This window comes from Mesorhizobium sp. M1227, assembly GCF_040318315.1.
GTDB lineage: Bacteria > Pseudomonadota > Alphaproteobacteria > Rhizobiales > Rhizobiaceae > Mesorhizobium.
In genome coordinates this window covers 288,680-314,689 of the sequence record NZ_JAMYLZ010000003.1, presented here as the reverse complement: position 1 = coordinate 314,689, position 26,010 = coordinate 288,680, and the positions used below count along the sequence as shown (strand labels likewise).

Below are 26,010 nucleotides of genomic sequence, written 5' to 3'. Positions count from 1 at the left end.
ACCGCTCGACTTGTTCGCTCTTCAACGTGGCGCAATTCGTTGCGACGTGGCGCTAAGGACAGCTAGTCGCCCATTTTGGTCTCCTTGAACGAATGATCCCTTGCTGAAGTCGATCAGGCGAAGTTGACAGGACCGGACTTACGGATGGCTTACGGACGTCACGCTGATCGGCGGCAGGTGACAAGACGGGCGCCGTTCGCACGCTTGCCGCGCTCGGCATGGACGAGTTTTGCCAGCCGGGGAGTGAGGTAGGCTTGGCGCGCCAAAGCTGAATAGTCGGCAGTGCCTGGATGGGGCGCGTTTCCACCCGCAGCCGAATTCGAACTGACTTTGTCCACGTCCTCGACCATCTGCTCGGCGATCGACGCAGCGATCGCCGAGCGTCCGACTGCAGGACGCCCGGCGATGGTTCTACCTTACCCCCTTGCGCAAATCCGCTTGCGCCAGATCGAGCGCCGTGGCGATGCGGTCGCAGGCCATGTCGATCGTCTCGCGCGTCCAGATCAGCGGCGGCGACAGGATCATCGTGTCGCCGGTAGCGCGCAGCATCATGCCCTGGACAATCGCGTGGTCGCGAACCATCACCGCCGCGCTGCCGGCAGGCAGGAAGCGCTCCTTGGTCACCTTGTCCTTGACGATCTCGATCGCCCCCATCAGCCCGAACGAGCGCACCTCGCCGACCAGATCGTGCCCACCGAGACGTTCCTGCAGGGCCCTGGCGAAGTAAGGCCCGGTGTCGTTCCTGACGCGCTCGACCAGGCCTTCACGCTCGATGATCTCGAGGTTCTTCAGCGCCACCGCGCAGGCCACCGGATGCCCGGCATAGGTGTAGCCGTGATAGAATTCGCCGCCCTTTTCGACCAGCGTCGCCGCGATGCGGTCGCCGACCAGCAGCGCCGACAGCGGCTGATAGCCAGAGGTCAGCGCCTTGGCCGTGGTGATGGTGTCGGGCTCGACATCGAAGGCTTGTGCGGCGAACCACTCGCCTGTGCGGCCATATCCGGTGATGACCTCGTCCAGCATCAGCAGGACATCGTATTTGCGGCAGATGCGCTGCACCTCCGGCCAATAGCTCATCGGCGGGATCTTCACCCCGCCTGCCCCCATCACCGGCTCGCCGATGAAGGCGGCCACCTTGTCGGCGCCGGCTTCGAGGATCGCGTCCTCGACCGCTTTTGCCGCGCGCAGGCCGAAATCATGGTCGCTTTCGCCGGGCAGTGCGAGCTCATAGGCATAGGGCATCATCACATGGACGATGTTGGGCACGGCGCCTCCGAGCTGCTTGTGCATCAAATCCATGCCGCCGAGCGAGGCGCCGGCGATGGTCGAGCCGTGATAGCCCATCTTGCGTGAGATGATGCGGTTCTTCTCGGGCCTGCCTTCCAGCACCCAATAGTGACGGACCAGGCGCAGCGCCGTGTCGTTGGCCTCCGAACCGGACGAGCCGTAGAACACCTGGTTGATGTGCCTTGGCGCGATCTCCGCCAGCTTTCTCGACAGCAGAACCGGCGTCGGCGTCGAGCATTTGAAGAAAGAGTTGTAGTAGGGCAACTCCTTCATCTGGGCGTAGGCGGCGTCGGCGAGCTCGTCGCGGCCATAGCCGACATTGACGCACCACAGCCCAGCCATGCCGTCGAGGATTTCCGTCCCTTCGGCATCATAGATGAACGGCCCGTCGGCGTGGGTGATGATGCGCGAGCCGGTCTCGCGCATCTCTTTGTGGTCGGTGAACGGATGAAGGTGATGCGCGGCATCGATCTGCTGAAGCTGCTTCAGCGAATAATTCTGGTAGGTCATGTCTGGTCTTTCCTCTTGAACCAATCCGGCAGCTTTCGCGCCGGGGCGGATTCGTCAGAGGACAGCGGGCGGCGAATAGCCGATGCGAGCGCAGAGCCGCAACAGCTCGGCGCGTAGCGTGCGCGACGACGGCGTCACCGCCACCCTAAATGCGCAACCCGATTTCGCCAGCCGAGCCATGCATGTACCTTAGGCTGCCTCGAGCCCTCAGTTCAAGCCGTGCCGGTCAAGCGACGCCGGTCAATTGGTGCCAGTCAGGGCCCGCTGCAGGAAGACGTACTTCATCGCCGCCTGTGCGGCCTGCGGCCGCCGGTCGCCGCGTCCACCATGGCCGCCCTCGGTCTCCTCGAAGAACAGCGTCTTGCCATGGCCGGCCGCCTGCAGCCGTGCCGCCATCTTGCGCGCATGCCCGGGATGGACGCGATCGTCGGCGGTCGAGGTCGTCAGCAACACCGGCGGATAGGCTGCATCCGTGTCTACATGCTGGTAGGGCGAATAGGCGGCGAGCCAGGCTGCCTCTTCCGGCTTCGCCGGATCGCCATACTCGGCCATCCACGACGCGCCGGGCGGCAGTTCGGTGTAGCGCAGCATATCGAGCAGCGGCACGTCGATGATCACTGCACCGAACAATTCCGGGTGCTGGGTCAGCGAGACGCCGGTCAGCAAGCCACCATTCGATCCGCCCTGGATGCCCAGCGTGGCGGGCGTGGCGATGCCGCGTTTGACCAGATCTTGCGCGACCGCGGCGAAATCGTCGAAGGCATTCTGGCGATTGGCCTTGAGCGCCGCCTGGTGCCAGTTCGGGCCGAACTCGCCGCCGCCGCGGATGTTGGCCTGCACATAGGCATTGCCCTTCTCCAGCCACAGCCTGCCGCGCACGCCGGCATAGCCGGGCAGCAGCGGCACTTCGAAGCCGCCATAGCCGTAAAGCAATGTCGGCACGGGTCCATGCAAGTCGCGCCTCCTGACGACGAAGTACGGGATCATCGTGCCATCCTTCGAGCGCACCTCGAACTGTTCGGAGACCAGGGACGACGCATCGAAACGCGCCGGCTGCGACTTCACCGTTGCCAGCCCCGCGGCGTTGTCGTCCGACCAGATGATCGAGCTCGGCGTCAGGAAATCGGTGAAGGAGAAGGAGACGCTGGAGCCGAAATGCTCGGCATGGCTGATGCCGACATTGCCGTTTTCGGGCAACGCCACGGGCTTGAACTCCCAGCCGCTGTCGCTGCGCTCGCCGGCGACGACCTTGCCGCGCACATTGTCCATCAAATTGATGAACAGCCGGTCCTGCGTGCGGGCAATGCCGGCGATCGAGACGCGGTGCGCCGGCTCGAGCACGGTATCGAGGGATCCGAATATCCCGGTTTCGATCCAGCGCTCGAAATCGAGTGAATAGAGCCCGTCGGGCTTACACAGCGTGCCGTCCGGCGCAGTCCACGGGGTACGCACGCCGAAGACGAGCTGGCCCTTGAACAGCGCTGTATCGGTGACGTCGTCCGGCAACGGGATGCGCCTGTTCTCGCCGGAAGGCAGCCGCAGGAAACTGTGGGAGGCGAAGAAGTCGATGGTCTGGGCGAGGAAGACATGACGCTTGTCGCCGTCGAATTCGACTGACCCGCCGGCGGCAAGATCCTGCTTCAGCGCCTCGAAGATCGGCATCGCCGCTTCCAGTGGCGTGCCGCGCCGCCAAAGCTTGACCACGCGCGGATAACCGGACTGGGTCTTGTCGTCCTCCTCGAAGGCGGCGGAAACGATAACCGTGTCCTCGTCCAGCCAGCTAAAGCTCGACTTCGAGGCAGGAGCGCGAAAGCCGCCATCGACGAACGATCTGCTTTCGATATCGAATTCGCGCATCTCGCTGGCATCGCCTCCATCCGGCGACAGGTTGAGCAGGCAGCGGCTGAAGTCGGGGTAGAGCCGACTGGCGCCGCTGAACACCCATTTCACCCCCTCTTTCGCCGCCAGGCTGTCGAAGTCGATGATCGTCTGCCATTGCGGCTTGTCGGTCTTGTAGGAGGCGACGGTGGTGCGCCGCCAGAGGCCGAGTACGTTCGTCCGGTCCTGCCAGAAATTATAGACATAGCCGTTGATAGCGGCCCCGACGGCGATGTTATCCTCGGCTGTCATCAGGTGGAGCGCCGTCTCGAACGACGTCTGATAGGACGGATCACCCTGCAGCTCCCCGACCGTAACTGCATTTTGGTGATGCACCCAGTCGAGCGCCTGCTTGCCCCTCCTGTCCTCAAGCCAGAGAAACGGGTCTTCGGCCGCCGAACCCGGCTGGCCCTTGGTATTCGATTTGCTCATGAGGTCTCCGGTTGAGTCGGGTGGCGACATAGCCAAGATCGACATGGGGCCGCTTACATTCAAGTCATTCGTCAGAAACGGCGGCTTTCTGGCATTCACACCATCCGTCTTCGAATGACCGTTACAACTGCCAGCGCCAGGCAAATGGCACCGAGCGTCATTGGCAGGCCGCCGGCGCCAACAACATCCATGGCGCTGCCCGCCAGCGGCGGCACGGCGATGCCGCCGACGCCCCACATCAGCGAGAAGGCGGCGTTGCCGGCGACCAGTGCCGAGCCGGTGAACCGCTCGCCGAGTTCAATGATCGACATCGTGTAAATGCCGTAGGAAACCGCGCCCCAGATGAAGACGCACGGCCAGAGAACCGGCAACAGAACGCATCCGAGCACCGTCATCGAAACACAGATGAACCGCACCAGCCGCGCTGTCAGTCGTTCCGCCAGCAGGCCGAGCGGCACCTGCATAGCGATGTTGCCGGCGATCATCACCGACAGCAGCGCCGACATGCGCGCTTCCGCAATGCCATAATGTGTTCCGTAGACCGGCAGCAAGGCGAGCACCGCCTGTTCGAAACCGGCGGCCAGGACGACGGCCGATAACAACAGCCAAGCCTGCGGCACGAACCCCAGGACCGAAACCCGGTGCCCGCTCTCGTCGACCTTGGGCAGCCGTGCCAGCACCGAGGCGAGGCAGGCGCCGCAAAACAGGAATGCGGCAATGCCGACGACGAACGGCGGCCACCCCTCGGTGCCGACGGCAAGCAGGCACAGCGGCCCCGCCGCAAAGCCCGCCGAAATGATGGTCGAATAGATGCCCATGACGCGGCCGCGGCGTGTCGGCGGCGCCAGTGCGATCACCCAGACTTCGCTCAGCACGTAGAGCGGGTTGGTGACGGCGCCGATCAAAAAGCGCAGAGGAAACCACAGATAGACATTTTGCGTCCAGCCGATCAGCGCCAGCACCAGCGCGGAAAGTGCCGCGCAAGTAAGCGCGGTGCGCCCTGCCCCGAAACGCCCCGCCAGCGCCGGAACCAGCGGCGACGGGACGATGAAGCCGATCGGCGTCATTGCCGCCGACAGGCCGATCATGGCCGGCGAGACGCCCTGGCGCTGCAGGATGAAGCTCAACAGCGGATAGCTCAGCCCTTGCGCGATGGCGAACACCGAGACGGTGGCGATCACGCCGGTGATCGCCGCCCATTGCACTGTCTCGCCGCTGTCCTGTTCCGCCCGGTCCATGATGCAGGACTAGCGTTTCGCTTTCATCGCGGTAAGCACCGGCAACGAAAACCGCTTGCGCCAGCCGGAAGAGAATAAGAGCCTGACGATCCCTCCGGCTGCCCTTCAGGCATGTCGCTTCCCTCGTCCTAGTGGTCGCCGCCTCCGCAATGGCTGGCCGGCCGGCAGTCCATTATGCCGCCGCATTGCCGCAGCGTACGAGGACTATCATGACCGCCGCCATTCAGCCCGCCGAACCTGCATTGGCAAACGACCGCGCCCGCCGCGGCGGCCGCGCGGGAAAGCGTGCCGGCGGATCGGCGGCGTTCGAGCAGCCGCCGTTTCGGCAGTTGAAGAACCCGCTGGCGCCGACCCGGCTGGTTTCCGACGACGAGCTGGAATCTATCCACCTCGCCTCTCTGCGCGTGCTGCGGGAAATCGGCGTCGACGTGCTGCATGACGAAGCCCGGCGCATCATGAAGGCGCATGGCGCCGATGTACGCGAAGGCGGCGAGCGGGTGCGCTTCGACAGTGACATGATCCTGGAACTGGTTGCGCACTGCCCGCCGGAATTCACCATCCACGCCCGCAACCCGGCGCACAACGTGCGCTTCGGCGGCGATAATCTGATCATCTCGATGATGGCGTCGGCGCCCAATTGCTCCGACGTCGACCGCGGCCGCCGGCCGGGCAACCAGCAGGACTACCGCAACTTCCTCAAGCTTGCGCAGATGCACAACATATTGAACTGCACGGGCGGCTATCCGGTCGAGCCGATCGACATCCATCCGTCCGTCCGCCACCTTGAATGCATACGTGACCTCGCCACGCTGACCGACAAGATGTTCCACATCTATTCGCTCGGCAAGGAGCGCAACGTCGACGGCATCGAGATCACCAGGATCGCACGTGGCATCAGCCATGAGCAGTTGCTTGCGGAGCCGTCGGTATTCACCATCATCAACACCAATTCGCCGCTCAAGCTCGACGTGCCGATGATGGAAGGCATCATCCAGATGTCGAGCAAGGGCCAGGTGGTCATCGTGACGCCGTTCACCCTGTCCGGCGCTATGGCGCCGGTGACGATTGCCGGCGCGCTGGTGCAACAGAATGCCGAGGCGCTGTCCGGCATCGCCTTCGCGCAGATGGTGCGCAAGGGCGCGCCTGTCGGCTACGGCGGCTTCACCTCGAATGTGGACATGAAGTCCGGCGCGCCGGCCTTCGGCACGCCGGAATATATGAAGGCGCAGCTGGTCGGCGGGCAGCTCGCCCGCCGCTACAACATCCCCTACCGCACCTCCAACACCTGCGCAGCCAACACGGTCGACGCGCAGGCCGCCTATGAAAGTGTGTTCTCGCTGTGGGGCGCCATCCAGGGCGGCGGCAACCTGATGATGCATGCCGCCGGCTGGCTCGAAGGCGGCCTGCGCTGCTCCTATGAGAAGACCATCCTGGATATAGACCTGTTGCAGATGGTCGCAGAGTTCCTGACGCCGCTCGATCTTTCCGAGGAAGCACTCGGTTTCGACGCCATACAGTCCGTCGGCCCCGGCGGCCATTTCTTCGGCACCCAGCACACGCAGGACCGCTACAAGACCGCGTTCTATGCGCCTATTATCTCGGACTGGCGCAATTTCGAGAGTTGGGCGGAGGCCGGATCGCCGACGGCGCTCGAAAAGGCCAATCGCGTCTGGAAGGAACGGCTGGCCTCCTATGAAGAGCCTTACATGGATCCGGCAATCCGGGAGGAGCTCAACGCCTTCGTCGACAAGCGCCGGGCCGAAGGCGGCGCGCCGACCGATTTTTGATCATCTGATGAGTAGTCGACCCCCACTCCGTCTTGATGGCAGGCTGGCCCGAAACATCGCTGTATCCCATCTCCGCTTTGTTTTCGCGCCCCGCTCACTCGATTCAATCTCTTCGAAAACGGATCTATCTTCATGAAATCTCATGCAAAAGCGGTTGTCATCGGCGGCGGCGTCGTTGGCTGCTCGGTGCTCTATCATCTGGCCAAATCTGGCTGGACCGACATCATGCTGATCGAGCGTTCGGAGCTCACTTCCGGCTCGTCCTGGCATGCGGCGGGCGGCTTCCATACGCTGAACGGCGATCCCAACGTCGCCAAGCTGCAGGCCTATACGGTGCAGCTTTACAAGGAGATCGAGGAGATTTCCGGCCAATCCTGCTCGCTGCACCTGACCGGCGGCGTGATGATGGCCGACACGCCCGAGCGCATGGACTTCTTGCGGCTCGCCCACGCCAAGGGCCGCTATCTCGGCATGGACACCGAACTGATCACGCCGTCCGAAGCCAAGGCAATGTTCCCGCTGATGGACGAGACGAATTTCGTCGGCGCCATGTGGGATCCAGTCGAGGGCCATCTCGACCCTTCCGGCACCACCCATGCCTATGCCAAGGCCGCCAGGAAGCTAGGCGCCGAGATCGTACTGCGCAACCGCGTCGTGGAACTGACGCAGGAGGTCGACGGCACCTGGAACGTCGTCACTGAGCGAGGCACAGTCAAAGCCGAGCATGTGGTCAACTGCGGCGGCCTGTGGGCGCGCGAGATCGGTCGCATGGTCGGCGTCGAACTGCCAGTGCTGGCCATGGAGCATATGTATCTCCTGACCGAGCCGATGCCGGAGGTCGAGGAATTCAACAAGTCGACCGGCCGCGAGATGATTGGCGTGCTCGATTTCAAGGGCGAGATCTATACCCGCCAGGAACGCAACGGCATCCTGCTCGGCACCTATGAAAAGGCCTGCAAGCCGTGGTCGCCGGTCAGCACGCCGTGGGATTTCGGCCACGAGTTGCTGCAGCCCGACATCGACCGCATCGCGCCGTCGCTCGAGATCGGCTTCAAGCATTTCCCCGGCATCGAAAAGGCCGGCATCAAGCAGATCATCAACGGCCCCTTCACCTTCGCGCTGGACGGCAACCCGCTGGTCGGCCCGGTGCAGGGCCTGACCAATTTCTGGTGCGCCTGCGCCGTCATGGCCGGCTTCAGCCAGGGCGGCGGCGTCGGCCTGGCGCTGTCGAACTGGATGGTCCATGGCGACCCCGGCTTCGACGTCTGGGGCATGGACGTTGCGCGCTTCGGCGAATGGGCAACGCTGCGCTATACCAACGCAAAGGTCCGCGAAAATTATTCGCGCCGTTTCTCCATCCGCTTTCCCAACGAGGAATTACCGGCGGCAAGACCAGCGCAGACGACCCCGCTTTACGACACCATGATCGCCAACAACGCCGTCATGGGCGACAGCTGGGGTCTCGAAACCCCGCTCTGGTTCGCGCCGAGAGGCTCGGAGCCGAAGGACGTCGTGTCCTTCCACCGCTCCAATGATTTCCGCCCGATCGGCGAGGAGGTGCGCGCCACCCGCGCGAGGGTCGGCGTCACCGAGATCGCCAACTTCGCCAAATACGAAGTCTCCGGGCCAGGGGCCGAGGACTTCCTCAACCGTCTGATGACCAATCGCATGCCGAAGACCGGCCGCATCGTGCTGACGCCCATGCTGAACGAGTTCGGCCGGCTGATCGGGGACTTCACAATCGCCAAGGCGGGCCCAAGGGGTGGGGAAGAACGCTTCATGATATGGGGTTCTTCGGCAGCGCAAAAATACCACATGCGCTGGTTCGAGAAGCATCTGCCAAAGGATGGAAGCATCCGCATCCACCGCTTCGACCAGACGCTGGTCGGTCTCTCCATCGCCGGGCCGAAATCCCGCGACCTGCTGCAGAAACTGGTCGATGTCGACATCTCGACCAAGGCCTTCCGCTTTATGGATTTCCGCGAAATGGCGGTCGGCGGCGCGCCTTGCATGGTCAATCGCATCACCTACACCGGCGACCTCGGCTACGAGATCTGGATGGCGCCTGCCTACCAGCGCCTTGTCTACAAGGCGATCAAGGAGGCTGGCGAAGAGTTTGGGCTTGTCGATTTCGGCATGCGGGCTTTGCTCTCTATGCGCCTTGAGAAGAACTTCCCGACCTGGTTCCGCGAGCTACGTCCGATCTACGGACCGTTCGAAGGCTCGATGGACCGCTTCATCAAGCTGGAGAAGAACGACTTCATCGGCCGGGAAGCAGCGGCCAAGGAACAGGCAGAAGGGCCGAAACTGCGCCGTGTCTCCTTCATCGTCGATGCCGCGGATGCAGACGTCATGGGCGATGAGCCGATCTGGGCCAAGGTCGGCGGCAAGGATTACGGCACCGTGGAAAAGCCGCATGGCTATGGCGCGCCGCGCTTCGACGCGGGCGGCAAGGAAGTGCGCGGCTCGAACGCCGCCGAAGGCGCGTCTGCCGTGCGCGGCATTGTCGACGGCAACTGGCGCGTGGTCGGCTGGGTCACCTCCGGCGGCTATGCGCATTATGTCGAGAAGTCGATGGCGCAGGGATATGTACCGGCGGCGCTTGCCGAGAACGAGAGCGCCGGCCTGTTCGAGATCGAAATCCTCGGGCACCGGCGTCCCGCACGCATCAATGTCGAACCGCCTTTCGACCCGAGCGGCGAAAAGATGAGGACGTAGGCGCAGCCAGCCGGTCGCATTGTGCGGAGCATACTCTTCATGCTAGCGCAGCCGGCAACACTCTGCTGGCAAGGGCGATGAGATTTCATTGAAGTACAATCTGAGATGGGCCGAGTGGCTGGCCGAGGGACGGATCGGCCCCTTCCCGGCGGCGATCGTCATGGTCGCGGCTTACTTTGCCTTGCAGACCATCATACTGTCCCTGTTGAGCTCTTGGGCGGGAACCGGCGTCGGCATCGATGATGCGGAGCAGCTGATCTATGTTCCGTATCTCTGGGCTGGATATGGCGGCTCGCAACCACCCCTGTACACCTGGATCAACTGGCTGGCCGCGCATGTTTTCGGCACCAGTATCTTCACGCTGAAGCTCGTCAAATACTCCGTGCTGTTCCTTGCCGCCTGCAGCGTGTTCGCCGCCATGCGGCGGTTCAGCTACACCAAAGCGACAGCGGCGGCGGCCATGTTCGGCCTGTTTACCGTCCCGCAGATCGTCTGGGAATCGCAGCGCGCCTTGTCGCATTCCGTCGCCGTCGTCGGCTTCTGCTCGCTGCTCCTGCTGGCCATGGCCTATCTTCTCGAGCGGCGAAGCATGATCGCCTATGCGGCGTTTGGCCTGGCCACGGCGGCGGCAATTCTTGCCAAATATAATGATGTCTTCCTCGTGGTGGCCCTTGTTGCGGCCGTGCTGTCGCTGCGCGAATGGCGCAGCGCGATTCTCGATCCGAAGTTCGCCATCAGCATAGCGGTCGCGATATTGGTGCTGGCGCCAACCACCTATTGGAGCCTCATGCATCCCGCCGATTTATTGTCGAGAGGCGAGAAGTTCGGAATAGACGCGCAACAAGGGCGCGTGGCGGCGGCCTTTGTCGGCGCCGGCAAGTTTATCATGGGCACCTTCAATTTCGCGGTCTTGCCGGTGCTCGTTTCCGCCCTCACGTTCTGGCTGGCGAAGTTCCGTTTCTCCGAGCGGCACCCGAAAGGTCCGGCAAGGGAAATTCTGTTGTGGCGTACCTTGGCGCTCGGCTTGGCCATGCTTGCAGTACTTGTACTTGCCACCGGCGTGACGGTGGTCAAGGACCGCTGGCTGCTACCGGTCCTGTTCATGTTGCCGCTGGCCATCGTCGCCACTATGGAACGGCTGGCGCCGCGCGGCAGGAATGCGCAGCTCCTGGTGATCGCGGCTGGAGCGATCATCGCCGTGCTGCTCGCGCCCGCCACCTGGTACGTCCAGATAAACGGGACCAGTGGCCTCTCGCGGATGATCCGCGTGGATTACCCCGCCCTCTATCGCCAACTGACTGCGGACGGACCGGTCAAAACCGCAATATCTGATGGTGCATGGGTCGGAAACCTGCGGTTGGTCGATGAAAACCTGGTCGCACTTGACCAGGAAGTGCCTAATTTCGAAACGCTGATGCAGGAGCCGGCCGTACTCGTCTGGCTTGACCGAGACGATCCGCGTCCGGTCATTTTGGAGCAGCTCAAAGCGGCCGGCTATGAGCCGGACGGCCAACCACGGCAAATGATGGTTCCGCTGTTGCGCGGCACCGGCAAGTCCGCCCGGGCCGGCGCCTATGTAAGATTGAAGAGAATGGCGGTGGGAGAAACCACGGCGCCCAAGGAAGGCGTTAGCGGAGGAGCCGAGGGTGGACAGGAACCCGACTGACCGGCCCCGTCATCACCGCAAGATCATGCCGTTCGAGCCGGACGGCTCGAACGATGTGCTGCACAAAAAATCGCGGCTGAAGGCCGCTGAACTCAACCAGCATGCGCTGGGCTATGGAGCGCTGGCGGAAGTCGAATGGCAGGCGGCGGGCATTGCTGCTCCTGACCTGCCCGCCATGCGCCGATATCGGCTCGAGCGCATCCGCGCCGAGCTGAAGCGCCGCGACTATGCGGGAGCCCTGCTCTACGATCCGGTCAATATCCGCTATGCCACCGACGCAACCAACATGCAGCTCTGGGTCGCACACAATCGGACCAGGCATTGTTTCGTTGCCACCGATGGCCCGGTGGTGCTGTTCGACTATTTCTCCTGCGAGCACCTTTCCGATCATTCCGGCGTCGTCGACGAGGTGCGGCCGGCGGTGTCGTGGGCTTATCTGTACAGCGGCGAGCTGACCAGTCAAAAAGTCCGCCGCTGGGCAGCCGGCATCGCCGACCTGGTATTGGAACATGGCGGCGGCAATCGCCGCATCGCAGTCGACCACATCAATCCCGAGGGCATCGAAGAGCTCGCCCGCCTCGGCATCTCGACCGGCAATGGCGAGGCGGTGATGGAAAATGCCCGGCTGATCAAATCGCCCGACGAAATCCTTGCCATGCGCCGGGCGATCGCCGCTTGCGAGGCGGCAATGGGCGAGATGGAGAAGGCGCTGAGGCCTGGCATCTCCGAGAACGAATTGTGGGCCGAACTCCATCGCGGCAACATCGCGCGCGGCGGCGAATGGATCGAAACCCGGCTCCTGGCGTCGGGCCCGCGCACCAATCCATGGTTCCAGGAGTGTTCGTCGCGGACGATCGAGGCCGGCGAGCTCGTCGCTTTCGACACCGACCTGATCGGTCCTTACGGCTTCTGCGCCGACCTTTCGCGCTCCTGGCTTTGCGGTGATGCGCCGCCGTCGCAGGAGCAGCGCGACCTGTTCCGCATCGCCGCCGACCAGATCGCCCACAACACCGAGCTGATGCGGCCGGGCATATCGTTCCGCGACCTCGTCGAGGGCTCGTCAGTGCCACCGGGAGACTGCTTCCCGGCCCGTTACGGGGTGCTCTATCACGGCGTCGGCCTTGCCGACGAATACCCGACTTTGCCGCATGCTGGCGACTGGACCGACGACACACCGGACGGAGTGCTCGAACCTGGCATGGTGCTGTGCGTCGAGAGCTATATCGGTCGGCTTGGCGGCTACGAAGGCGTCAAGATCGAAGAACAGATCCTGATCACTGAAACCGGCAACGAGAAGCTTTCGACCTACCCGCTCGACAATCGGCTGCTTGGCGGCTGAGCGACGCTAATGCATGTCGCGCAAAAGTATGCAGCGGCTTTGCGATAACGACATGCATAAAACAAGAATCTAAAGCGCGTCGCATGAGGCCGACCGAACGCGACGCGCTTTATGCGAGCGCGGCGATCGCCTCGCGCATCGCAGCGACGATCGTTTCCGGCGTTGTCCTGGCCGTGATGAACGGCAAGCCTTTGCGCCGCCTTGTCCAGCCGACGACCGTCACCTTCTGCGCCGCCGGCTCGAAACTCTGCGCCAGCGCCCAGCTCTCGCAATCGATCGCCGCGACGTCCGCCCTGCCCTCGGCAACGGCAACGATCGAAGCACGGTGCCCACAGCTTTCGCTCAGCGCGGAAAAGATATCCAAACTCTCGCCCAATGTTTGCAGGTCGCGGGCTGGCGCGATGATGCCCGACATGGAATCGAGGCTGTTGAAGGTAAAGCGCTTGCCGCGCAGCTGATCGAGCGGAATGACGGCACCGCCGTCGGCCGGCGCCCTTGCCGGCGGTGCCTCGCCCGCTCTCATGACGATGGCGCTCGAATAGAGTTCGCCCTGTCCACCCTCGAAGGCGTCGTAACGCGGCTGGCCGATGAGCTGGACACGCTGCGACAGGCCGAGTTCCATCGGTCCCCAGCAGGTTTGCGCAAAGAGCAGCGCCGGATGCAGCCAGAGCTGGTGAAAATCCAGTTCGTCCGGCGGCAATGTCGCCGGATCGGGCGCGATGGGTTTTCCCTGATCGTCGCGAATACCGCCAGGCACGGGGGGCAAATCGCCGGTGCGGCGGATGATCGTCTCCGGCGCATCGATGCCTTTTTGTCTGAAAGCATCGCGCAGCCGCGCCCATTGCGCGTCGACATCGTCCCGCGCTTCCGGCCAGTCGTACATCGGCAAAGCCGCAATGAATTCGCTCATGCCGGGATTTGACCGTTATGCGGGGAAATTGACAAGGTCAGGAAAGCGTCGTCCGCGCGGCACCGCCTGCAACAACGCAAGAATCATTCTTTCGGCGGCTCGGCGGGTACCGGTGCGCTGCCAAGCCCATTGAGGCTGCGTGCCCTGACGCGCGGCTTGAATGCGCGTCCTGGTTCCGGCATGCGCCGCAGCACGGGATGGACGACCGGCTCCTTCGCCTTGAAGGCATAGGCCTTGAGCAGCGCGAAATAGTTCGGGTAGGCATAGCCATTGTTCATCCGCAGCCATTCGTCACGGCGGTCGCGAAACACCTTCGGCAGCCTGTACCAGGCCACCGTCGGGCTCTTGTGATGGACGAAATGCAGATTGTTGTTGAGGAACAGGAAGGACAGCGGCGAGCGCTCGACGATGATCGTGCGGCCTTCCGGATGTTCAGACCATTGGTGCTCAGCGTAGGTGCGGATCGAAATCAGCGACTGCCCAAGCCAAACCGGCACCAGAACGTAAAGCCACAACGGCATGCCGAAGCCGAACTGCACGACAGGCAGCACCACGACGAGGCCGATCGCATGCAGCAGCCATGCCTTGCGGATGGAATTGTCGCCCGCGGCAACTTGCCTGGCGTCGTCGATGAAAAAGCCGATGCAGGAAAGCCACGGGCCTAGCACCAAACGCCCGATCATCGTGTTGTTGACCTTCAGCAGGAATTTCATCGCCGACGGCAGCTCCTCGTGCTGCCAGAGAGCCTTGTAATAGCTTTCGGGATCATCGAGCGGATCGGTCAGGCGCTCGTCTGCATGGTGGCGCAGATGAATGGTCTTGAATCGGCGAAACGGCCAGACAAGGCCAATCGGCAGGAACACAAAGGCTTCGTTGAGCCGCGCATTCCGGGTTGGGTGGCCGTGCAGGACCTCGTGCATCAGCGAGGATTGCAGCGCCGCAATCAGGGTCAGAAAGGCGAGTGCCAGCAGCGGGCAAGAGGGCCAGAGCAGGAAGCCGGTAGCGAGCCAGCCGCCGTAGCAGAGAAGTGCGAGAAATGCTGTCGGCCATTCGATGGCCGTTGCGCCGTGTCGCCTGTTGCCCATGCTCGTCATGCTATCGACCACTGCCTTCCAGTCGCCGGAACCCGTTTGATTCCTGACAGCATTGTGTCAGGAGCGTTGCATCGCTGCAACGCGATAAAGCGCACAAACTGTTGCGATTGCGCATTTTCAGCTGCAGATGTTATCTATTGTAAACAAGCTCGTAGATTCATTTGCGCTCTAAACGCCATGTAGATCGCTTCGGCGCAAAATTTTGCTCACGTCAGGGAGAGTAGAGATTTGGACAAGCGCGACCTGTCGACGATCTTTCGCGAGCGCCTGAAAATGCTCTTGACAAGGTCCGATTTGAACCAGTCGGCCTTCGCCGCCGCGGTTGGCATCGACCGTTCGGCACTGTCGCAGCTGCTCTCCGGCGCGTCGATCCGCCTTCCCCGCGCCGAAACGCTGCTCAACATCGCCGCCGAATTCAAAGTCTCGCTCGACTGGCTGCTCGGCCTCAGCCACGATGAGGGCGTCACCGGTGAAATCCGCGAGAGCCTTGAGATCGAGGAGGCGCCGGACGGCTTCGACCGCACGCTGCTGGCTCGCTGGCATGCCGAGGCGGCGGGAACGAAAATCCGCTACGTGCCGGCCGGCATTCCCGATCTTCTGCGCACCGAGGCGCTTGTCGACTACGAAGCCGTCATCGCCAACAAGAGCCGCGAGGCACAGGCCGGCGAAACGCAGTACCGCATCGACTACAACCGACGGCCCGAAACCGACATGGAAGTCTGTATGCCGCGCCACACGCTGGAGATCTTCGCGCGCGGGCTGGGCGTGTGGGACCGCTTTCCGGAGGCCGACCGCCACCAGCAGCTCCTGCACATGGCGACGCTGCTCGACGACCTCTATCCCACCTTCCGCCTGTTTCTCTATGACGGGCGGATGCGCTATTCGATCCCCTACACCATCTTCGGGCCCTATCGCGCCGCCATTTACGTCGGCGACATGTATCTGGTGCTGAACGCCACGCAGCCGATCCGCATCCTGACCAGCCATTTCGACAATCTGATCCGTGCCGCGGACGTCAACGCGCATGAAGCGGCCAGCTTCACACGAAAGCTGGCGGAGATGCGATTTTGACCGGTTGCTCTACGTGCCGACATTGACGGCACATAAAGAATTCTTTATATCCTTATCTCAGTTATTCTTCCGGGAAGGCGTATTTCACATGACCAATCCGATCGACGCTCTGCTTGCCGAAAAGGGCGTCCTGCTCGCCGATGGCGCCACCGGCACCAATCTGTTCGCCATGGGCCTTGAGGCCGGAGAGGCTCCCGAGCTCTTGAACGAGACCGCGCCCGACACCATCACCAGCCTGCACCAGAACTTTGTCGATGCCGGCGCCGACATCATCCTGACCAACTCTTTTGGCGGCACCCGCCATCGGCTCAAGCTGCACCATGCGCAGGACCGTGTCTACGCACTGAACAAGCGCGCCGCCGAGATCGCAAGCGCCGTCGCCGGCAAGGCCGGCCGCAAGGTGATCGTGGCCGGCTCCGTCGGCCCGACCGGCGAGCTACTGGTGCCGCTCGGCGCCATGACCTACGACGAGGCGGTCGAAGCCTTTGCCGAGCAGATTGAGGGACTGAAGGCCGGCGGCGCCGAAGTCGCCTGGATCGAAACCATGTCGGCGCCTGACGAAATCCGCGCCGCCGCCGAAGCCGCCATCCGCGTCGGCCTGCCCTATACCTATACCGGCTCCTTCGACACCGCCGGCCGCACCATGATGGGACTGCTGCCGAAGGACATCCACGGCGTCGTCGATGGCCTGTCGCAGACACCGCTCGGTGTTGGCGCCAATTGCGGTGTCGGTGCCTCCGACATTCTCGCTTCGCTGCTCGACATGACCGAGGCGAAGCCGGAAGCAACGGTGATCGTCAAGGGCAATTGCGGCATTCCCGAATTTCGCGGTGCCGAGATCTACTATTCCGGCACACCCGAGCTGATGGCCGACTATGTGCGTCTCGCCGTCGACGCCGGTGCCAAGATCGTCGGCGGCTGCTGCGGCACCTCGTTCCAGCACCTCGCCGCCATGCGCAAGGCGCTCGATGCGCACACCAAGTCGGATCGCCCGACCGTCGAGCAGATCGTCGAACGCATCGGCCCGATGCGCAACAAGCAGGCTACGGTCAACGTCGCCGAGACCAGCGAAGCCCGCCGCGAGCGGCGCCGCGGACGCGCCTGACGCTTTCGTCTGCGACATGGTCCGCGCGAAGCAGTGCGGCCGCGAAAAAAGGCCGGCAAGGTTTCCCTCGCCGGCCTGCCTCACCCGCCCGTAGGCCGGCTCCCCCTATCAGAACGATCCCATCTGAAAGAAACCGGCCGTCATTGCCACTACCGGTTACCGCCGAGCGCCGAGGCAAGGCGCACAAGCGAGAGGAACTCGGACCGGTATCCAAACGGGTCGGCTCCTCTGGCGGCAGTGGCAATCTCCATGATCTTGTCGTAGCCGAACTTCGCGGTCGCATCCTCGTCGCGCAGCTTCTGGCCGAAGGCAGCAACGGCAACGGAGAAACGCTGGTCGGTGCTGGCCTGGTCGAACGACGCCACCTCGTTGGCTGACGTTACCGGCGTGGTGATCAGCTTCGAGGTGTCCTCGTTCGGCAGCTTGTAGCGGATCTTGACGAAAGCATATTCGTCGGCATTGGCAACGCCGCCATTGTTCACCGAGGCCTGGCCGTAGCGCAACTGGTCGATCTGTTCGCCGCCGCTGCCCTTAGGCGTGATCTCGTAGATCGCGGTGACTGAATGACCTGAGCCGATCTCGCCGGCATCGACCCGGTCATTGTTGAAATCCTCTCGGTTCAAAGCGCGGGTTTCGTAGCCAATCAGCCGGTACTCCGAGACCTTGTTCGGGTTGAACTCGACCTGGATCTTCACGTCCTTGGCGATGGTGAACAGTGTCGAGGAGGCATCCTCGACCAGCACCTTCTCGGCCTCCGCCAACGTATCGATGTAGGCAGCAGTGCCATTGCCGTTCTGGGCGATGGTCTGCATCATCTGGTCGTTCAGATTGTCGCGGCCGAAGCCGAACACCGACAGGAATACGCCTGTCTTGCGCTCCTTTTCGATCAGCCGCTTCAGGTCGTCGTCATCGGTCTGGCCGACATTGAAATCGCCATCGGTGGCGAGCATCACCCGATTGATGCCGTCCTTGACGAAGGATTTCTGTGCCAGCCTGTAGGCTTCCTTGATGCCGGCCTCGCCTGCCGTCGAGCCGCCGGATGTCAGATTGTCGATGGCAGCGAGGATCTTGTCCTTTTCCGAAGCCTTGGTGGGCTCCAGCACGGTACCGGCATCGCCCGCATAGGTGACGATCGAGACGGTGTCGTCAGGTCTCAGCTTGTTGACCAGCAGCCGGAAGGCCGACTGCAGGAGCGGCAGCTTGTCCTGCTCGTTCATCGAGCCCGACACATCGATCAGGAAGACCAGATTGGCCCTGGGCTGCTCGGCCGGCTTCACGTCGAAACCCTTGATGGCGACATGCATCAGCCTGGTGTGCTCGTTCCACGGCGTCGGCATGACGCTGACGGTCGAGTTGAACGGCGTCGAGGCGGAGTCCGGTCCCTTCCAGGCATAAGGGAAGTAGTTGATCATCTCCTCGACGCGAACCGTGTCGGCCTGCGGGATAAAGCCTTCCTTCAGCGAGCGCCGGACGAAGGAATAGGAAGCGGTGTCGACATCGATCGAGAAGGTCGAGACCGGGTCTTCAAGTGCGGCATGCACCGGGTTGGTCTTGAAATTCTCGACGCGGTCGCGGTTTTCCTCTTGCGGCAGCATCTGGTCGGCCGGCGCAGCGGCGGGCTGCTGTGCCATCAGCTTGGACTCGGCAACCGTGCCAGGCATGCGTCCGACCCGCGCGCCGCCATCGACTGCCGGAGCCGCGGAGCTTGCACCCCCATCCAGCGCGAACTCGCCGCTCTGCGCCGGTTCAGGTGCATTGCGGCTGAGCACATCCTGCTGCGTCAGCCCGCCGACTGCGGTCGATTCCGCCTTCGGCGGCGATGTCGGCGCCACAAGCGCCTCGCCGGTGTCGCGGCTTTCACGGTCGGCGTCCGCCTTCTTCTGCTTGTCCGCTTCGGCAACGACCGGCGGTTTGACGGTCGCCGGTTTGTCAGCCAGCGTTTCGGTGATCTTATCCCCGCCGAATTCGGGCCCGCCGAATTTGGATTCCCCAAGCATGTAGATGGTAGCGTATCCGGCGATCGGCAGGGCAACGAGCCCGGCAATGGCCGGCGTGGCGAAGAGTTTCTTTTGCATGATTTCGCTCCAGAGCCTTTGTGCTCGCTCTGTGAGACGAACCCCGCCTGCCGATCCTTGGGCGGCAGGTAAAGTTTTTTCGTCCATATCATAGGCACGCAGCGCGGCCTGCAGGGCACGCGCCTTTGCATCCGCATCGGGCGCCGGTGCAGCGATATCGCGCAGCCTGTTCAGTTGATTGTCGTCGACCATGGTCACACTTCCCCGGCTGAACGCATCAGCGTCTTCAACCGTTTCTTCGCTTCATGGATGTGCCAGGAAACCGTCGTCTCCGAGATCGCCATCGCCTCGGCGGCGGCGGCGTGGCTCAGCCCTTCGCCATAAACCAGCAGCACCGCATCGCGCTGCTTGTCCGGCAGCTTGCGCACCGCTGCCCAGAGCGCCTCGGCCGGGTCTTCCGGCTCAGCCGAGATTTCCCCCGAAATCAGCGCATAGGCGCCATAGGCCTCGGTCTTGACCGTCTCACGGGCGGTCTTGCGCATCATGTCGCGCGCCGCATTCAGCGTCATGGTGTAGAGCCACGTCGTAAAGGCACCGCTGCCGTGATAATCGCGGATCGCCCGCCCGAGCCGGACGCAGACTTCCTGGGCGATGTCCTCGGCGTCGGCCTTTTTCCCGCACCAACGATAGGCGGCGCGATAGACGAAACCATAGTGCCTTTCGAGCAACTTGCCGAAAGCACCCCGGTCTCCGCCCTTCGCCCGTCCGATCAGTTCGGCGTCGGAGGCTTCGCTTTCGTCCAGCATCATCGCCATCATTTGCCTGTTGGACGAAGGCTAATGGCGGTTCCTTGGGGCGATGGAAAGAATTTTTTGGCGGGCGGTCACGTCGTGATGGTTGGCGTGCCTTGGCCGAGCGTCTCCGCAAACAGCGTCGTCAGCCGCTTCCAGTGGCGTTCGGCGCCGGCTGCATCGAAGGCACTATGGTCCGGCATGCACCAGCCATGCGCCACACCGGCATAGTTCTCTATGACATGATCGACCTCGGCGGCGCGCAGTGTTTCGGCCAGCCGCGCCGATTGCTCCGGCGGAAAGCTGCGGTCGACACCGGCGGTGCCGATATAGACCCTTGCCTTGACCGAGGCGGCCTTCCGATGCGGACTGTCGGCTGCGTCACCAGCCAGATTGCCGCTGTGAAAACTGGCCGCGGCGGCGATGCGATCGGGATAGCTGGCCGCGGCGTTCAGCGCCCGCGCTCCGCCCATGCAATAGCCGACAATGCCGACCGGCCCGGTTAGGCCCTGGGCAGCGAGCACATCGAGGAAAGCGCCGCTGTCGCGGATCGTCATCTCCTGGGTCGTGCCGCCGAGGAGACCTGTGATGGCAGCCTTGCTCCTCTCGTCGCCGAACGCAGTCTTGGGATCGAACGGACCGTAGGGCGCATTGCGGTAAAAGAGGTCCGGCACAAGCACCGCATAGCCTTCGTCGGTAAGCCTTTCCGCCATTTGGTCGAGCGCCGGTCGCGGACCGAAAACGTCCATGTAGAGGATGATCGCTGCCTTGGCTGGGGCCGCCGAACGGAACAGCCGGGCCTTGGCAATGCCGTCGCTTGTCTTGATCTGCATCGCTTGCGTGGCCATCATCCGCTCCGTTGATCTGACGTGCGATAGATACCCGCGGTGGCCGTCGCCGCAAGCTGTAGTGAGGCGATCTGCTTCAAGATTTCGTGCGGCATTCGGCGACGCTACAGACGCGCAAATGCTGCCATGTGAAAGGCCTGAACCTCGGACGGATAGCGATAATCGGTGCCGTAGGGACAGGCGTTGCGATCAAGACAGCCGCCGGTTCGGCAAGGCGCGCCGTTTTGCCCGAGCACATGGGCCAGACAGGTTTCATGTGCAAAACCATTCGCAGAATAAGCCTCGACCGGACAGGATTTCAGGCAAGGTTTTTCCAAACATGTATCGCAAAGGTGAATTACGTCGTGGGGTTCTTGGAGCGCAATCTCATTTTCGAACAGCAGCGCGCCGCGATAGGCATGCCAGAGCCCATATTTCGGATGCATGAGAATGCCGAGCGGCGACGGCTTCAGCCCCTCCGCACGCATCGCCCATTGCTGGAATGGCAGATAAGGCCTGTCGGACGGCGACACCGCGCGTGCCCCGAATCTTTCGGCCACCGCGCCGATCACTTCGCGAGACCATCTGTCGAGCGGATCGTCGATCGGCTGTGACTGTCTCTCCAGCCAGCGCAGGAAGTGCGGCCAAGGTGCGGCGCCCGCCTGCCCCACCAGCAGAACGGATCTGGCGGCAGCGCCGGAGAGACCGGAAGGTGTTTCCTCACCGCCCGCAAAATCGAAGCCGCCGCGAAGCATAAGGCCGTGGGCGGAAAGCGCAGCCGCGATGGTTTCGATCATGCTGCGCTCGGGATCATCCCTTCTTGTCCGGGTCGGAGAAGGCACTCCGCCAGACTTCCTTGTGGATGATGTTGGCGACTTTAGCCCCGCCTGATTCGGGCTCCTTTCAGGTGAAGGCGTCGGCCATCGACGCCTTCTTCCTGGCAATGAAGTCCTTCAGCCCGTCGTCGATACCCTGATCGAGATGCGGCGCCTCGTAGCTTTCCAGCCAGCGGCGGGCGAGCTCGTTGGCGCGCTGCGGCGCGGTTTTTTCGCCTTCCGCCAGCCATTGCTCGTAAGAATTGTTGTCGGCAATGTTGGAACGGTAGAACGCGGTCTGGAAATTGGCCTGGGTGTGGTCGCAGCCGAGATAGTGGCTGCCCGGGCCGACCTGGCGGATGGCATCCATCGCCTGGCCGTTTTCCGACAGGTCGACACCCTCGGAGAACTTCTGCGTCATGCCGAGCTGGTCGATGTCCATCATGAACTTTTCGTAGCAGGAGGCGAGACCGCCCTCGAGCCAGCCGGCCGAATGCAGCACGAAGTTGGTGCCGGCGAGGATCGTCGAGTTCAGCGTGTTGGCGCTCTCGTAGGCGGCCTGCGCATCGGGGATTTTTGAAGCACAGAGCGAACCGCCGGTGCGAAACGGCAGGCCGAGCCGACGGGCAAGCTGTGCGGCGCCATACGAGACCAGCGACGGCTCCGGCGTGCCGAAGGTCGGCGCGCCCGACTGCATCGAGATCGACGAGGCGAAGGTGCCGAACAGCACCGGCGCACCCGGCCGGATCAGCTGCGTGAACGACGCGCCGGCCAGCACTTCGGCCAAAACCTGCGTCAGTGTACCGGCGACCGTCACCGGGCTCATCGCACCGGCAAGGATGAACGGCGTGACGATGCAGGCTTGGTTGTGGCGCGAATAGACCTTCAGCGCTCCCAGCATGGTCTCGTCGAAAACCATCGGCGAGTTGGCGTTGATCAGGCTGGTCAGCACCGTGTTGTTCTCGACGAAATCGTCACCGAACACGATCTTGGCCATTGCCACCGTATCTTCAGCGCGCTCGGGCGCGGTCACCGAGCCCATGAACGGCTTGTCTGAATATTTGATATGGCTGTAGACCATGTCGAGATGGCGCTTGTTGACCGGCACGTCGACCGGCTCGCAAACCGTGCCGCCGGAATGGTGGATCGACGGCGCCATATAGGCGAGTTTCACGAAATTCCGGAAATCCTCGATCGTTGCATAGCGCCTGACGCCGTCGAGATCGCGCACGAAGGGCGGTCCATAGACCGGCGCGAACACTGTCGCGTTGCCGCCGATCTGCACCGAGCGCTCGCCGTTGCGGGCGTGCTGGGTATAGACGGACGGAGCGGTCTTCAACAGCGAGCGGCAGAGGCCCTTGGGGAAATGCACCCGCTCGCCCTTGACGTCGGCGCCCGCCTCTTTCCAAAGCTGCAGCGCCTCGGCGTCGTCGCGGAAGATGATGCCGATCTCCTCCAGCACGGTGTCGGTGTTCTTTTCGATCAGCGCCAGCCCTTCCTCGTCCAGCACTTCATAGACGTTGATCTTGCGCTTGATATAGGTGAGCTGTGTGCCGGGGCCGCCGCCCGAACGCGCAGCCCGTCGGGCTGCGGCGCCACCGCTGGCAGCGCGCCCGCGCCGTGCGTTTGACGCTTCCTGATCGACCGGCGCGTTCTCACTCATAATCGTTCTTCCCTGGCTTTCGTTCTGGCCTGATTTACTCCGGCCTGGCTCCTGCACCGGCCTGAAATCCGTTTGCGGCCGCATATTGCGGTCTCTGGCCGGATCGTAGCCATGCACCCTATTCGAAACGGCCCGCCAGCGCCAACGCCTGTCGCAAAATCGACAAGAATTCCAAGAGATTTACGGTCGCTTTCGTTTTGCGGGAAGTCGCAAATCAGCTATGGACAACCGGCCCGTGCGGGTTAGGTATTGACGCGATATTTTTAAGCTGCCGCAACAGTTGTAGCCGGCAAGGAGCCTGAGAAAAAATGGCCGACGACGAGATCATCCTTTCGGAACTCTCCGACGACGAGTTGGTGCAGCAGATGCACGACGATCTTTATGACGGGTTGAAGGAAGAAATCGAGGAAGGCACCAATATCCTTCTCGAGCGCGGCTGGGCGCCTTACAAGGTGTTAACCGAGGCTCTGGTCGAGGGCATGCGCATCGTCGGCGAGGACTTCCGCGACGGCATCCTGTTCGTTCCCGAAGTGCTGCTGTCGGCCAACGCGATGAAGGCCGGCATGTTCATCCTGCGTCCGCTGCTTGTCGCCACCGGCGCGCCGAAGCAGGGCAAGATGGTGATCGGCACCGTCAAGGGCGACATCCATGACATCGGCAAGAATCTGGTCGGCATGATGATGGAAGGCGCCGGCTTCGATGTCATCGACCTGGGCATCAACAATGCGGTCGAAAAATATCTCGATGCCATCGAAAAGCACCAGCCCGACATCATCGGCATGTCGGCGCTGCTGACGACGACCATGCCTTACATGAAAGTCGTCATCGATACGATGAAGGAAAAGGGCATTCGCGATGACTATGTCGTGCTGGTCGGCGGCGCACCGCTCAACGAGGAATTCGGCAAAGCCGTCGGCGCCGACGCCTATTGCCGCGACGCCGCGGTGGCGGTCGAGACCGCCAAGGACTTCATGAAGCGCAAGCACAACGTCCGCGCTTCGGCCTGAGCCAATAAGTCCGGCACCAACGAGAAAAGCCGCGCCTTGCAGTGCGGCTTTTTTATTCCCAAATGTTTAGAGCCGTGCGGATCAGGGTTTCTTGACGGTATCGTCAACAGCCTTCGCAGTGGATTTGATATCCTTACCGACGCCGCGCACCGTGTTGGCGCAGGCCGAAACAGCCAAGGCGCAGGCGAGAATAGCGATTGGCGCGACGCGGAACAATTTCATGAATGGTGTCTCCCTCAGGATATAAATTCGCTGGACAGCAACGAAGATGGATTAGACTGGTTCCATGACTACCGCGCGAAAACAACAATCCGATCAAGGCGACAGGCTGCTCGTCATCGCCTGCGGGATGATTGCGCGCGAAGTTTTGGCGGTCAAGGAGCAGCTCGGGCTCGACCATCTCGACCTGACCTGCCTGCCGGCGGAGTTCCATTTCTATCCGGACCGCATCGCGCCGGCCATGGACAAGGCTATCGAGAAGGCCAAGACCGACGGCTACAGCCACATATTCGTCGGCTATGCCGATTGCGGCACGGGTGGCTTGCTCGATCGGATCTGCGAGAAGCATGGCGTCGAGCGCATGGCCGGGCCGCATTGCTTTGCTTTCTACCAGGGCATGGATGCCTATGCGAAGGTCGCCGATGACGACATGATGTCGTTCTACATGACCGATTTCCTCTGCCGGCAATTCGATGCCTTCTTCATGAAGCCGCTCGGTCTGGACAAGCACCCGGAGCTGATCAAGGACTATTTCGGCAACTACGAGAAGCTGATCTATATCGCTCAGACCGACGACCCGGAACTCGACAAGGTCGCCGAAAAGGCGGCGAAAATGCTCGGCCTCGCCTATGAGCGGCGCTCGACCGGCTATGGTGACCTGACGAAGGAACTGGCCAGCGCTGCAATCCTGGCTTGACGATATTTCTAGGCAAAGCGTTCTTCAGCTTCAAGCCCGGCGAGCACATCTGCAAAGCTCGTCTTGCAGACGAAACCCAGCCGGTCCCTAGCCCGCGACGCATCATAGACCCGGTCGATCGACGAAAACATCGTCCAGCCTTTCTTCGCGTAGAGCGCCGGATAATCCGGAAAATAGCGCGCCACGACCGACGGCGCGTCGGCGATCAAGGCCGCGCAATCTTCGGGCTGGAAAGGCGTCGGTGCCGAGATGATGAAAGTGTCGAAGCCCAATTGCGGCGCTTTCTCCAGGGCAGCGATGTGGGCGTCGGCTGCGTCCTCCACCGTCAGCCGGCGGAACAACAGCTCATTGGCCTTGGTGTTGGCATCCGACTGTTCGATCACGTGCGCCATGTCGTCCGCCTCGGGAAAAAACCGGGCGGTGCGCAACACGATCACCGGCAGGCCGAACTGCAAATGATAGAGCCGGCAGAGCTGTTCGGCTGAAAGCTTGGTGACGCCGTAGATGTTGCGCGGTTCAGGCGACATGTCTTCCGTCAGCCATGCCGCCTTGCGCGTCCCGCCGGTGAAGCCGGCGCGAATGGTTTGGGAAATCATCAGCGACGTCGTCGACGTGAACACGAAACGCTGAACGCCGAATGCTGCCGCCGCGTCGAGCAGGTTGAGCGTGCCGCGCACATTCGTCTCGACGAAATCCTCGTTGCGATAACGTTCGATGTCAGGCTTGTGCAGCGCGCCGCTATGGATGATGGCCTCGACGCGGTTCCCCTCGACCGCCCTCATGACCAGGTCGCGATCGGCGACTGAGCCGACGATTGGCGTTTCCGAAGACGGAACGGGATCGAGGCCGGTGACGTCATGGCCAAGAGCCCGCAGGCGCGGCGCCAAGGCGCTGCCCAGCCAACCGGACGATCCCGTCAGCAAGATCCGCATTCTTTCCAC

At 62.6% G+C, this 26,010-nt stretch carries 20 protein-coding genes; 8 read left to right on the top strand and 12 right to left on the bottom strand.

Annotated features, from left to right (window positions below; genetic code table 11):
• Nucleotides 1-411: 411 nt before the first annotated feature.
• The 3 genes from NKH28_RS07030 to NKH28_RS07020 form a co-directional block, all read right to left on the bottom strand.
• Nucleotides 412-1,797: an aspartate aminotransferase family protein gene (locus tag NKH28_RS07030; protein WP_352815767.1), complete on the bottom strand. Its 1,386-nt coding sequence runs from the start codon at nt 1,795-1,797 to the stop codon at nt 412-414.
• A gap of 240 nt (nt 1,798-2,037) precedes the next feature.
• Nucleotides 2,038-4,107 (bottom strand): prolyl oligopeptidase family serine peptidase, encoded by a 2,070-nt coding sequence (locus NKH28_RS07025; protein ID WP_352978321.1) that lies wholly within the window; start codon nt 4,105-4,107, stop codon nt 2,038-2,040.
• A gap of 95 nt (nt 4,108-4,202) precedes the next feature.
• Nucleotides 4,203-5,345, bottom strand: coding sequence for an MFS transporter (locus NKH28_RS07020; protein ID WP_352978319.1), 1,143 nt, complete (start codon nt 5,343-5,345; stop codon nt 4,203-4,205).
• Between the two features lie 209 nt (nt 5,346-5,554).
• On the opposite strand from NKH28_RS07020, the gene NKH28_RS07015 reads away from it, so the two are divergent.
• From NKH28_RS07015 to NKH28_RS07000, 4 genes are all read left to right on the top strand, one after another.
• A complete protein-coding gene (locus NKH28_RS07015) occupies nt 5,555-7,132 on the top strand; it encodes a trimethylamine methyltransferase family protein (protein WP_352470303.1) in 1,578 nt (525 codons plus the stop codon).
• Between the two features lie 132 nt (nt 7,133-7,264).
• Entirely contained in the window at nt 7,265-9,850 is a 2,586-nt protein-coding gene (locus tag NKH28_RS07010; protein ID WP_352978317.1) for a GcvT family protein, read from the top strand.
• Between the two features lie 88 nt (nt 9,851-9,938).
• Nucleotides 9,939-11,516 (top strand): ArnT family glycosyltransferase, encoded by a 1,578-nt coding sequence (locus tag NKH28_RS07005; protein ID WP_352978315.1) that lies wholly within the window; start codon nt 9,939-9,941, stop codon nt 11,514-11,516.
• Nucleotides 11,517-11,541: 25 nt separating this feature from the next.
• Nucleotides 11,542-12,855, top strand: a complete 1,314-nt coding sequence (locus NKH28_RS07000; RefSeq protein WP_352978419.1) for a M24 family metallopeptidase — start codon at nt 11,542-11,544, stop codon at nt 12,853-12,855.
• A 109-nt stretch (nt 12,856-12,964) separates the two neighbouring features.
• On the opposite strand, the gene NKH28_RS06995 is transcribed toward NKH28_RS07000, so the two are convergent.
• Both NKH28_RS06995 and NKH28_RS06990 read right to left on the bottom strand, forming a co-directional pair.
• On the bottom strand, nt 12,965-13,765 hold the full coding sequence (locus NKH28_RS06995) for a phosphate/phosphite/phosphonate ABC transporter substrate-binding protein (RefSeq protein ID WP_352452089.1): 801 nt from the start codon (nt 13,763-13,765) through the stop codon (nt 12,965-12,967).
• 83 nt (nt 13,766-13,848) lie between these two features.
• Nucleotides 13,849-14,859: a fatty acid desaturase gene (locus tag NKH28_RS06990; protein ID WP_352742267.1), complete on the bottom strand. Its 1,011-nt coding sequence runs from the start codon at nt 14,857-14,859 to the stop codon at nt 13,849-13,851.
• Between the two features lie 228 nt (nt 14,860-15,087).
• Between NKH28_RS06990 and NKH28_RS06985 the strand changes: the two genes are divergently transcribed.
• Nucleotides 15,088-15,930, top strand: a complete 843-nt coding sequence (locus tag NKH28_RS06985; protein WP_352452091.1) for a helix-turn-helix domain-containing protein — start codon at nt 15,088-15,090, stop codon at nt 15,928-15,930.
• 88 nt (nt 15,931-16,018) lie between these two features.
• A complete protein-coding gene (gene bmt / locus NKH28_RS06980; protein ID WP_352617637.1) occupies nt 16,019-17,035 on the top strand; it encodes a betaine--homocysteine S-methyltransferase in 1,017 nt (338 codons plus the stop codon).
• Nucleotides 17,036-17,184: 149 nt separating this feature from the next.
• Here bmt and NKH28_RS06975 read toward each other — a convergent pair whose 3' ends face one another.
• The 5 genes from NKH28_RS06975 to NKH28_RS06955 form a co-directional block, all read right to left on the bottom strand.
• Entirely contained in the window at nt 17,185-19,302 is a 2,118-nt protein-coding gene (locus tag NKH28_RS06975) for a vWA domain-containing protein (protein ID WP_352742269.1), read from the bottom strand.
• Between the two features lie 2 nt (nt 19,303-19,304).
• Entirely contained in the window at nt 19,305-19,865 is a 561-nt protein-coding gene (locus tag NKH28_RS06970; RefSeq protein WP_352452095.1) for an RNA polymerase sigma factor, read from the bottom strand.
• Between the two features lie 68 nt (nt 19,866-19,933).
• On the bottom strand, nt 19,934-20,689 hold the full coding sequence (locus NKH28_RS06965; RefSeq protein ID WP_352978313.1) for a dienelactone hydrolase family protein: 756 nt from the start codon (nt 20,687-20,689) through the stop codon (nt 19,934-19,936).
• 104 nt (nt 20,690-20,793) lie between these two features.
• Nucleotides 20,794-21,465 carry a hypothetical protein gene (locus NKH28_RS06960; RefSeq protein WP_352707868.1) on the bottom strand — a complete coding sequence of 224 codons (672 nt, stop codon included), beginning with the start codon at nt 21,463-21,465 and terminating at the stop codon, nt 20,794-20,796.
• 106 nt (nt 21,466-21,571) lie between these two features.
• Nucleotides 21,572-23,146 carry a trimethylamine methyltransferase family protein gene (locus tag NKH28_RS06955; RefSeq protein ID WP_352452099.1) on the bottom strand — a complete coding sequence of 525 codons (1,575 nt, stop codon included), beginning with the start codon at nt 23,144-23,146 and terminating at the stop codon, nt 21,572-21,574.
• Nucleotides 23,147-23,454: 308 nt separating this feature from the next.
• On the opposite strand from NKH28_RS06955, the gene NKH28_RS06950 reads away from it, so the two are divergent.
• Nucleotides 23,455-24,153 carry a cobalamin B12-binding domain-containing protein gene (locus NKH28_RS06950; RefSeq protein WP_023676506.1) on the top strand — a complete coding sequence of 233 codons (699 nt, stop codon included), beginning with the start codon at nt 23,455-23,457 and terminating at the stop codon, nt 24,151-24,153.
• 81 nt (nt 24,154-24,234) lie between these two features.
• On the opposite strand, the gene NKH28_RS06945 is transcribed toward NKH28_RS06950, so the two are convergent.
• Nucleotides 24,235-24,375, bottom strand: a complete 141-nt coding sequence (locus NKH28_RS06945; protein ID WP_023676507.1) for an entericidin A/B family lipoprotein — start codon at nt 24,373-24,375, stop codon at nt 24,235-24,237.
• A gap of 64 nt (nt 24,376-24,439) precedes the next feature.
• Here NKH28_RS06945 and NKH28_RS06940 point away from each other — a divergent pair, with 64 nt between their 5' ends.
• Nucleotides 24,440-25,069: a DUF1638 domain-containing protein gene (locus tag NKH28_RS06940; protein WP_352707867.1), complete on the top strand. Its 630-nt coding sequence runs from the start codon at nt 24,440-24,442 to the stop codon at nt 25,067-25,069.
• 8 nt (nt 25,070-25,077) lie between these two features.
• Here the strand turns inward: NKH28_RS06940 and NKH28_RS06935 are convergent, their stop codons facing one another.
• Nucleotides 25,078-26,001, bottom strand: a complete 924-nt coding sequence (locus NKH28_RS06935; RefSeq protein WP_352978310.1) for an NAD-dependent epimerase/dehydratase family protein — start codon at nt 25,999-26,001, stop codon at nt 25,078-25,080.
• Between the last annotated feature and the right edge of the window lie 9 nt (nt 26,002-26,010).

Bases quoted from the DNA above. Each gene is read 5' to 3' on its own strand.
- NKH28_RS06955 (WP_352452099.1), bottom strand. From the start codon at position 23,146: ATGAGTGAGAACGCGCCGGTCGATCAGGAAGCGTCAAACGCACGGCGC.
- NKH28_RS06960 (WP_352707868.1), bottom strand. From the start codon at position 21,465: ATGATCGAAACCATCGCGGCTGCGCTTTCCGCCCACGGCCTTATGCTT.
- NKH28_RS07000 (WP_352978419.1), top strand. From the start codon at position 11,542: ATGCCGTTCGAGCCGGACGGCTCGAACGATGTGCTGCACAAAAAATCG.
- NKH28_RS06990 (WP_352742267.1), bottom strand. From the start codon at position 14,859: ATGACGAGCATGGGCAACAGGCGACACGGCGCAACGGCCATCGAATGG.
- NKH28_RS06940 (WP_352707867.1), top strand. From the start codon at position 24,440: ATGACTACCGCGCGAAAACAACAATCCGATCAAGGCGACAGGCTGCTC.
- NKH28_RS06995 (WP_352452089.1), bottom strand. From the start codon at position 13,765: ATGAGCGAATTCATTGCGGCTTTGCCGATGTACGACTGGCCGGAAGCG.
- NKH28_RS07030 (WP_352815767.1), bottom strand. From the start codon at position 1,797: ATGACCTACCAGAATTATTCGCTGAAGCAGCTTCAGCAGATCGATGCC.
- NKH28_RS07015 (WP_352470303.1), top strand. From the start codon at position 5,555: ATGACCGCCGCCATTCAGCCCGCCGAACCTGCATTGGCAAACGACCGC.
- NKH28_RS06970 (WP_352452095.1), bottom strand. From the start codon at position 19,865: ATGGCGATGATGCTGGACGAAAGCGAAGCCTCCGACGCCGAACTGATC.
- NKH28_RS06975 (WP_352742269.1), bottom strand. From the start codon at position 19,302: ATGGTCGACGACAATCAACTGAACAGGCTGCGCGATATCGCTGCACCG.
- NKH28_RS06950 (WP_023676506.1), top strand. From the start codon at position 23,455: ATGGCCGACGACGAGATCATCCTTTCGGAACTCTCCGACGACGAGTTG.
- NKH28_RS07010 (WP_352978317.1), top strand. From the start codon at position 7,265: ATGAAATCTCATGCAAAAGCGGTTGTCATCGGCGGCGGCGTCGTTGGC.
- bmt (WP_352617637.1), top strand. From the start codon at position 16,019: ATGACCAATCCGATCGACGCTCTGCTTGCCGAAAAGGGCGTCCTGCTC.
- NKH28_RS06935 (WP_352978310.1), bottom strand. From the start codon at position 26,001: ATGCGGATCTTGCTGACGGGATCGTCCGGTTGGCTGGGCAGCGCCTTG.
- NKH28_RS06965 (WP_352978313.1), bottom strand. From the start codon at position 20,689: ATGGCCACGCAAGCGATGCAGATCAAGACAAGCGACGGCATTGCCAAG.
- NKH28_RS07020 (WP_352978319.1), bottom strand. From the start codon at position 5,345: ATGGACCGGGCGGAACAGGACAGCGGCGAGACAGTGCAATGGGCGGCG.
- NKH28_RS06945 (WP_023676507.1), bottom strand. From the start codon at position 24,375: ATGAAATTGTTCCGCGTCGCGCCAATCGCTATTCTCGCCTGCGCCTTG.
- NKH28_RS07025 (WP_352978321.1), bottom strand. From the start codon at position 4,107: ATGAGCAAATCGAATACCAAGGGCCAGCCGGGTTCGGCGGCCGAAGAC.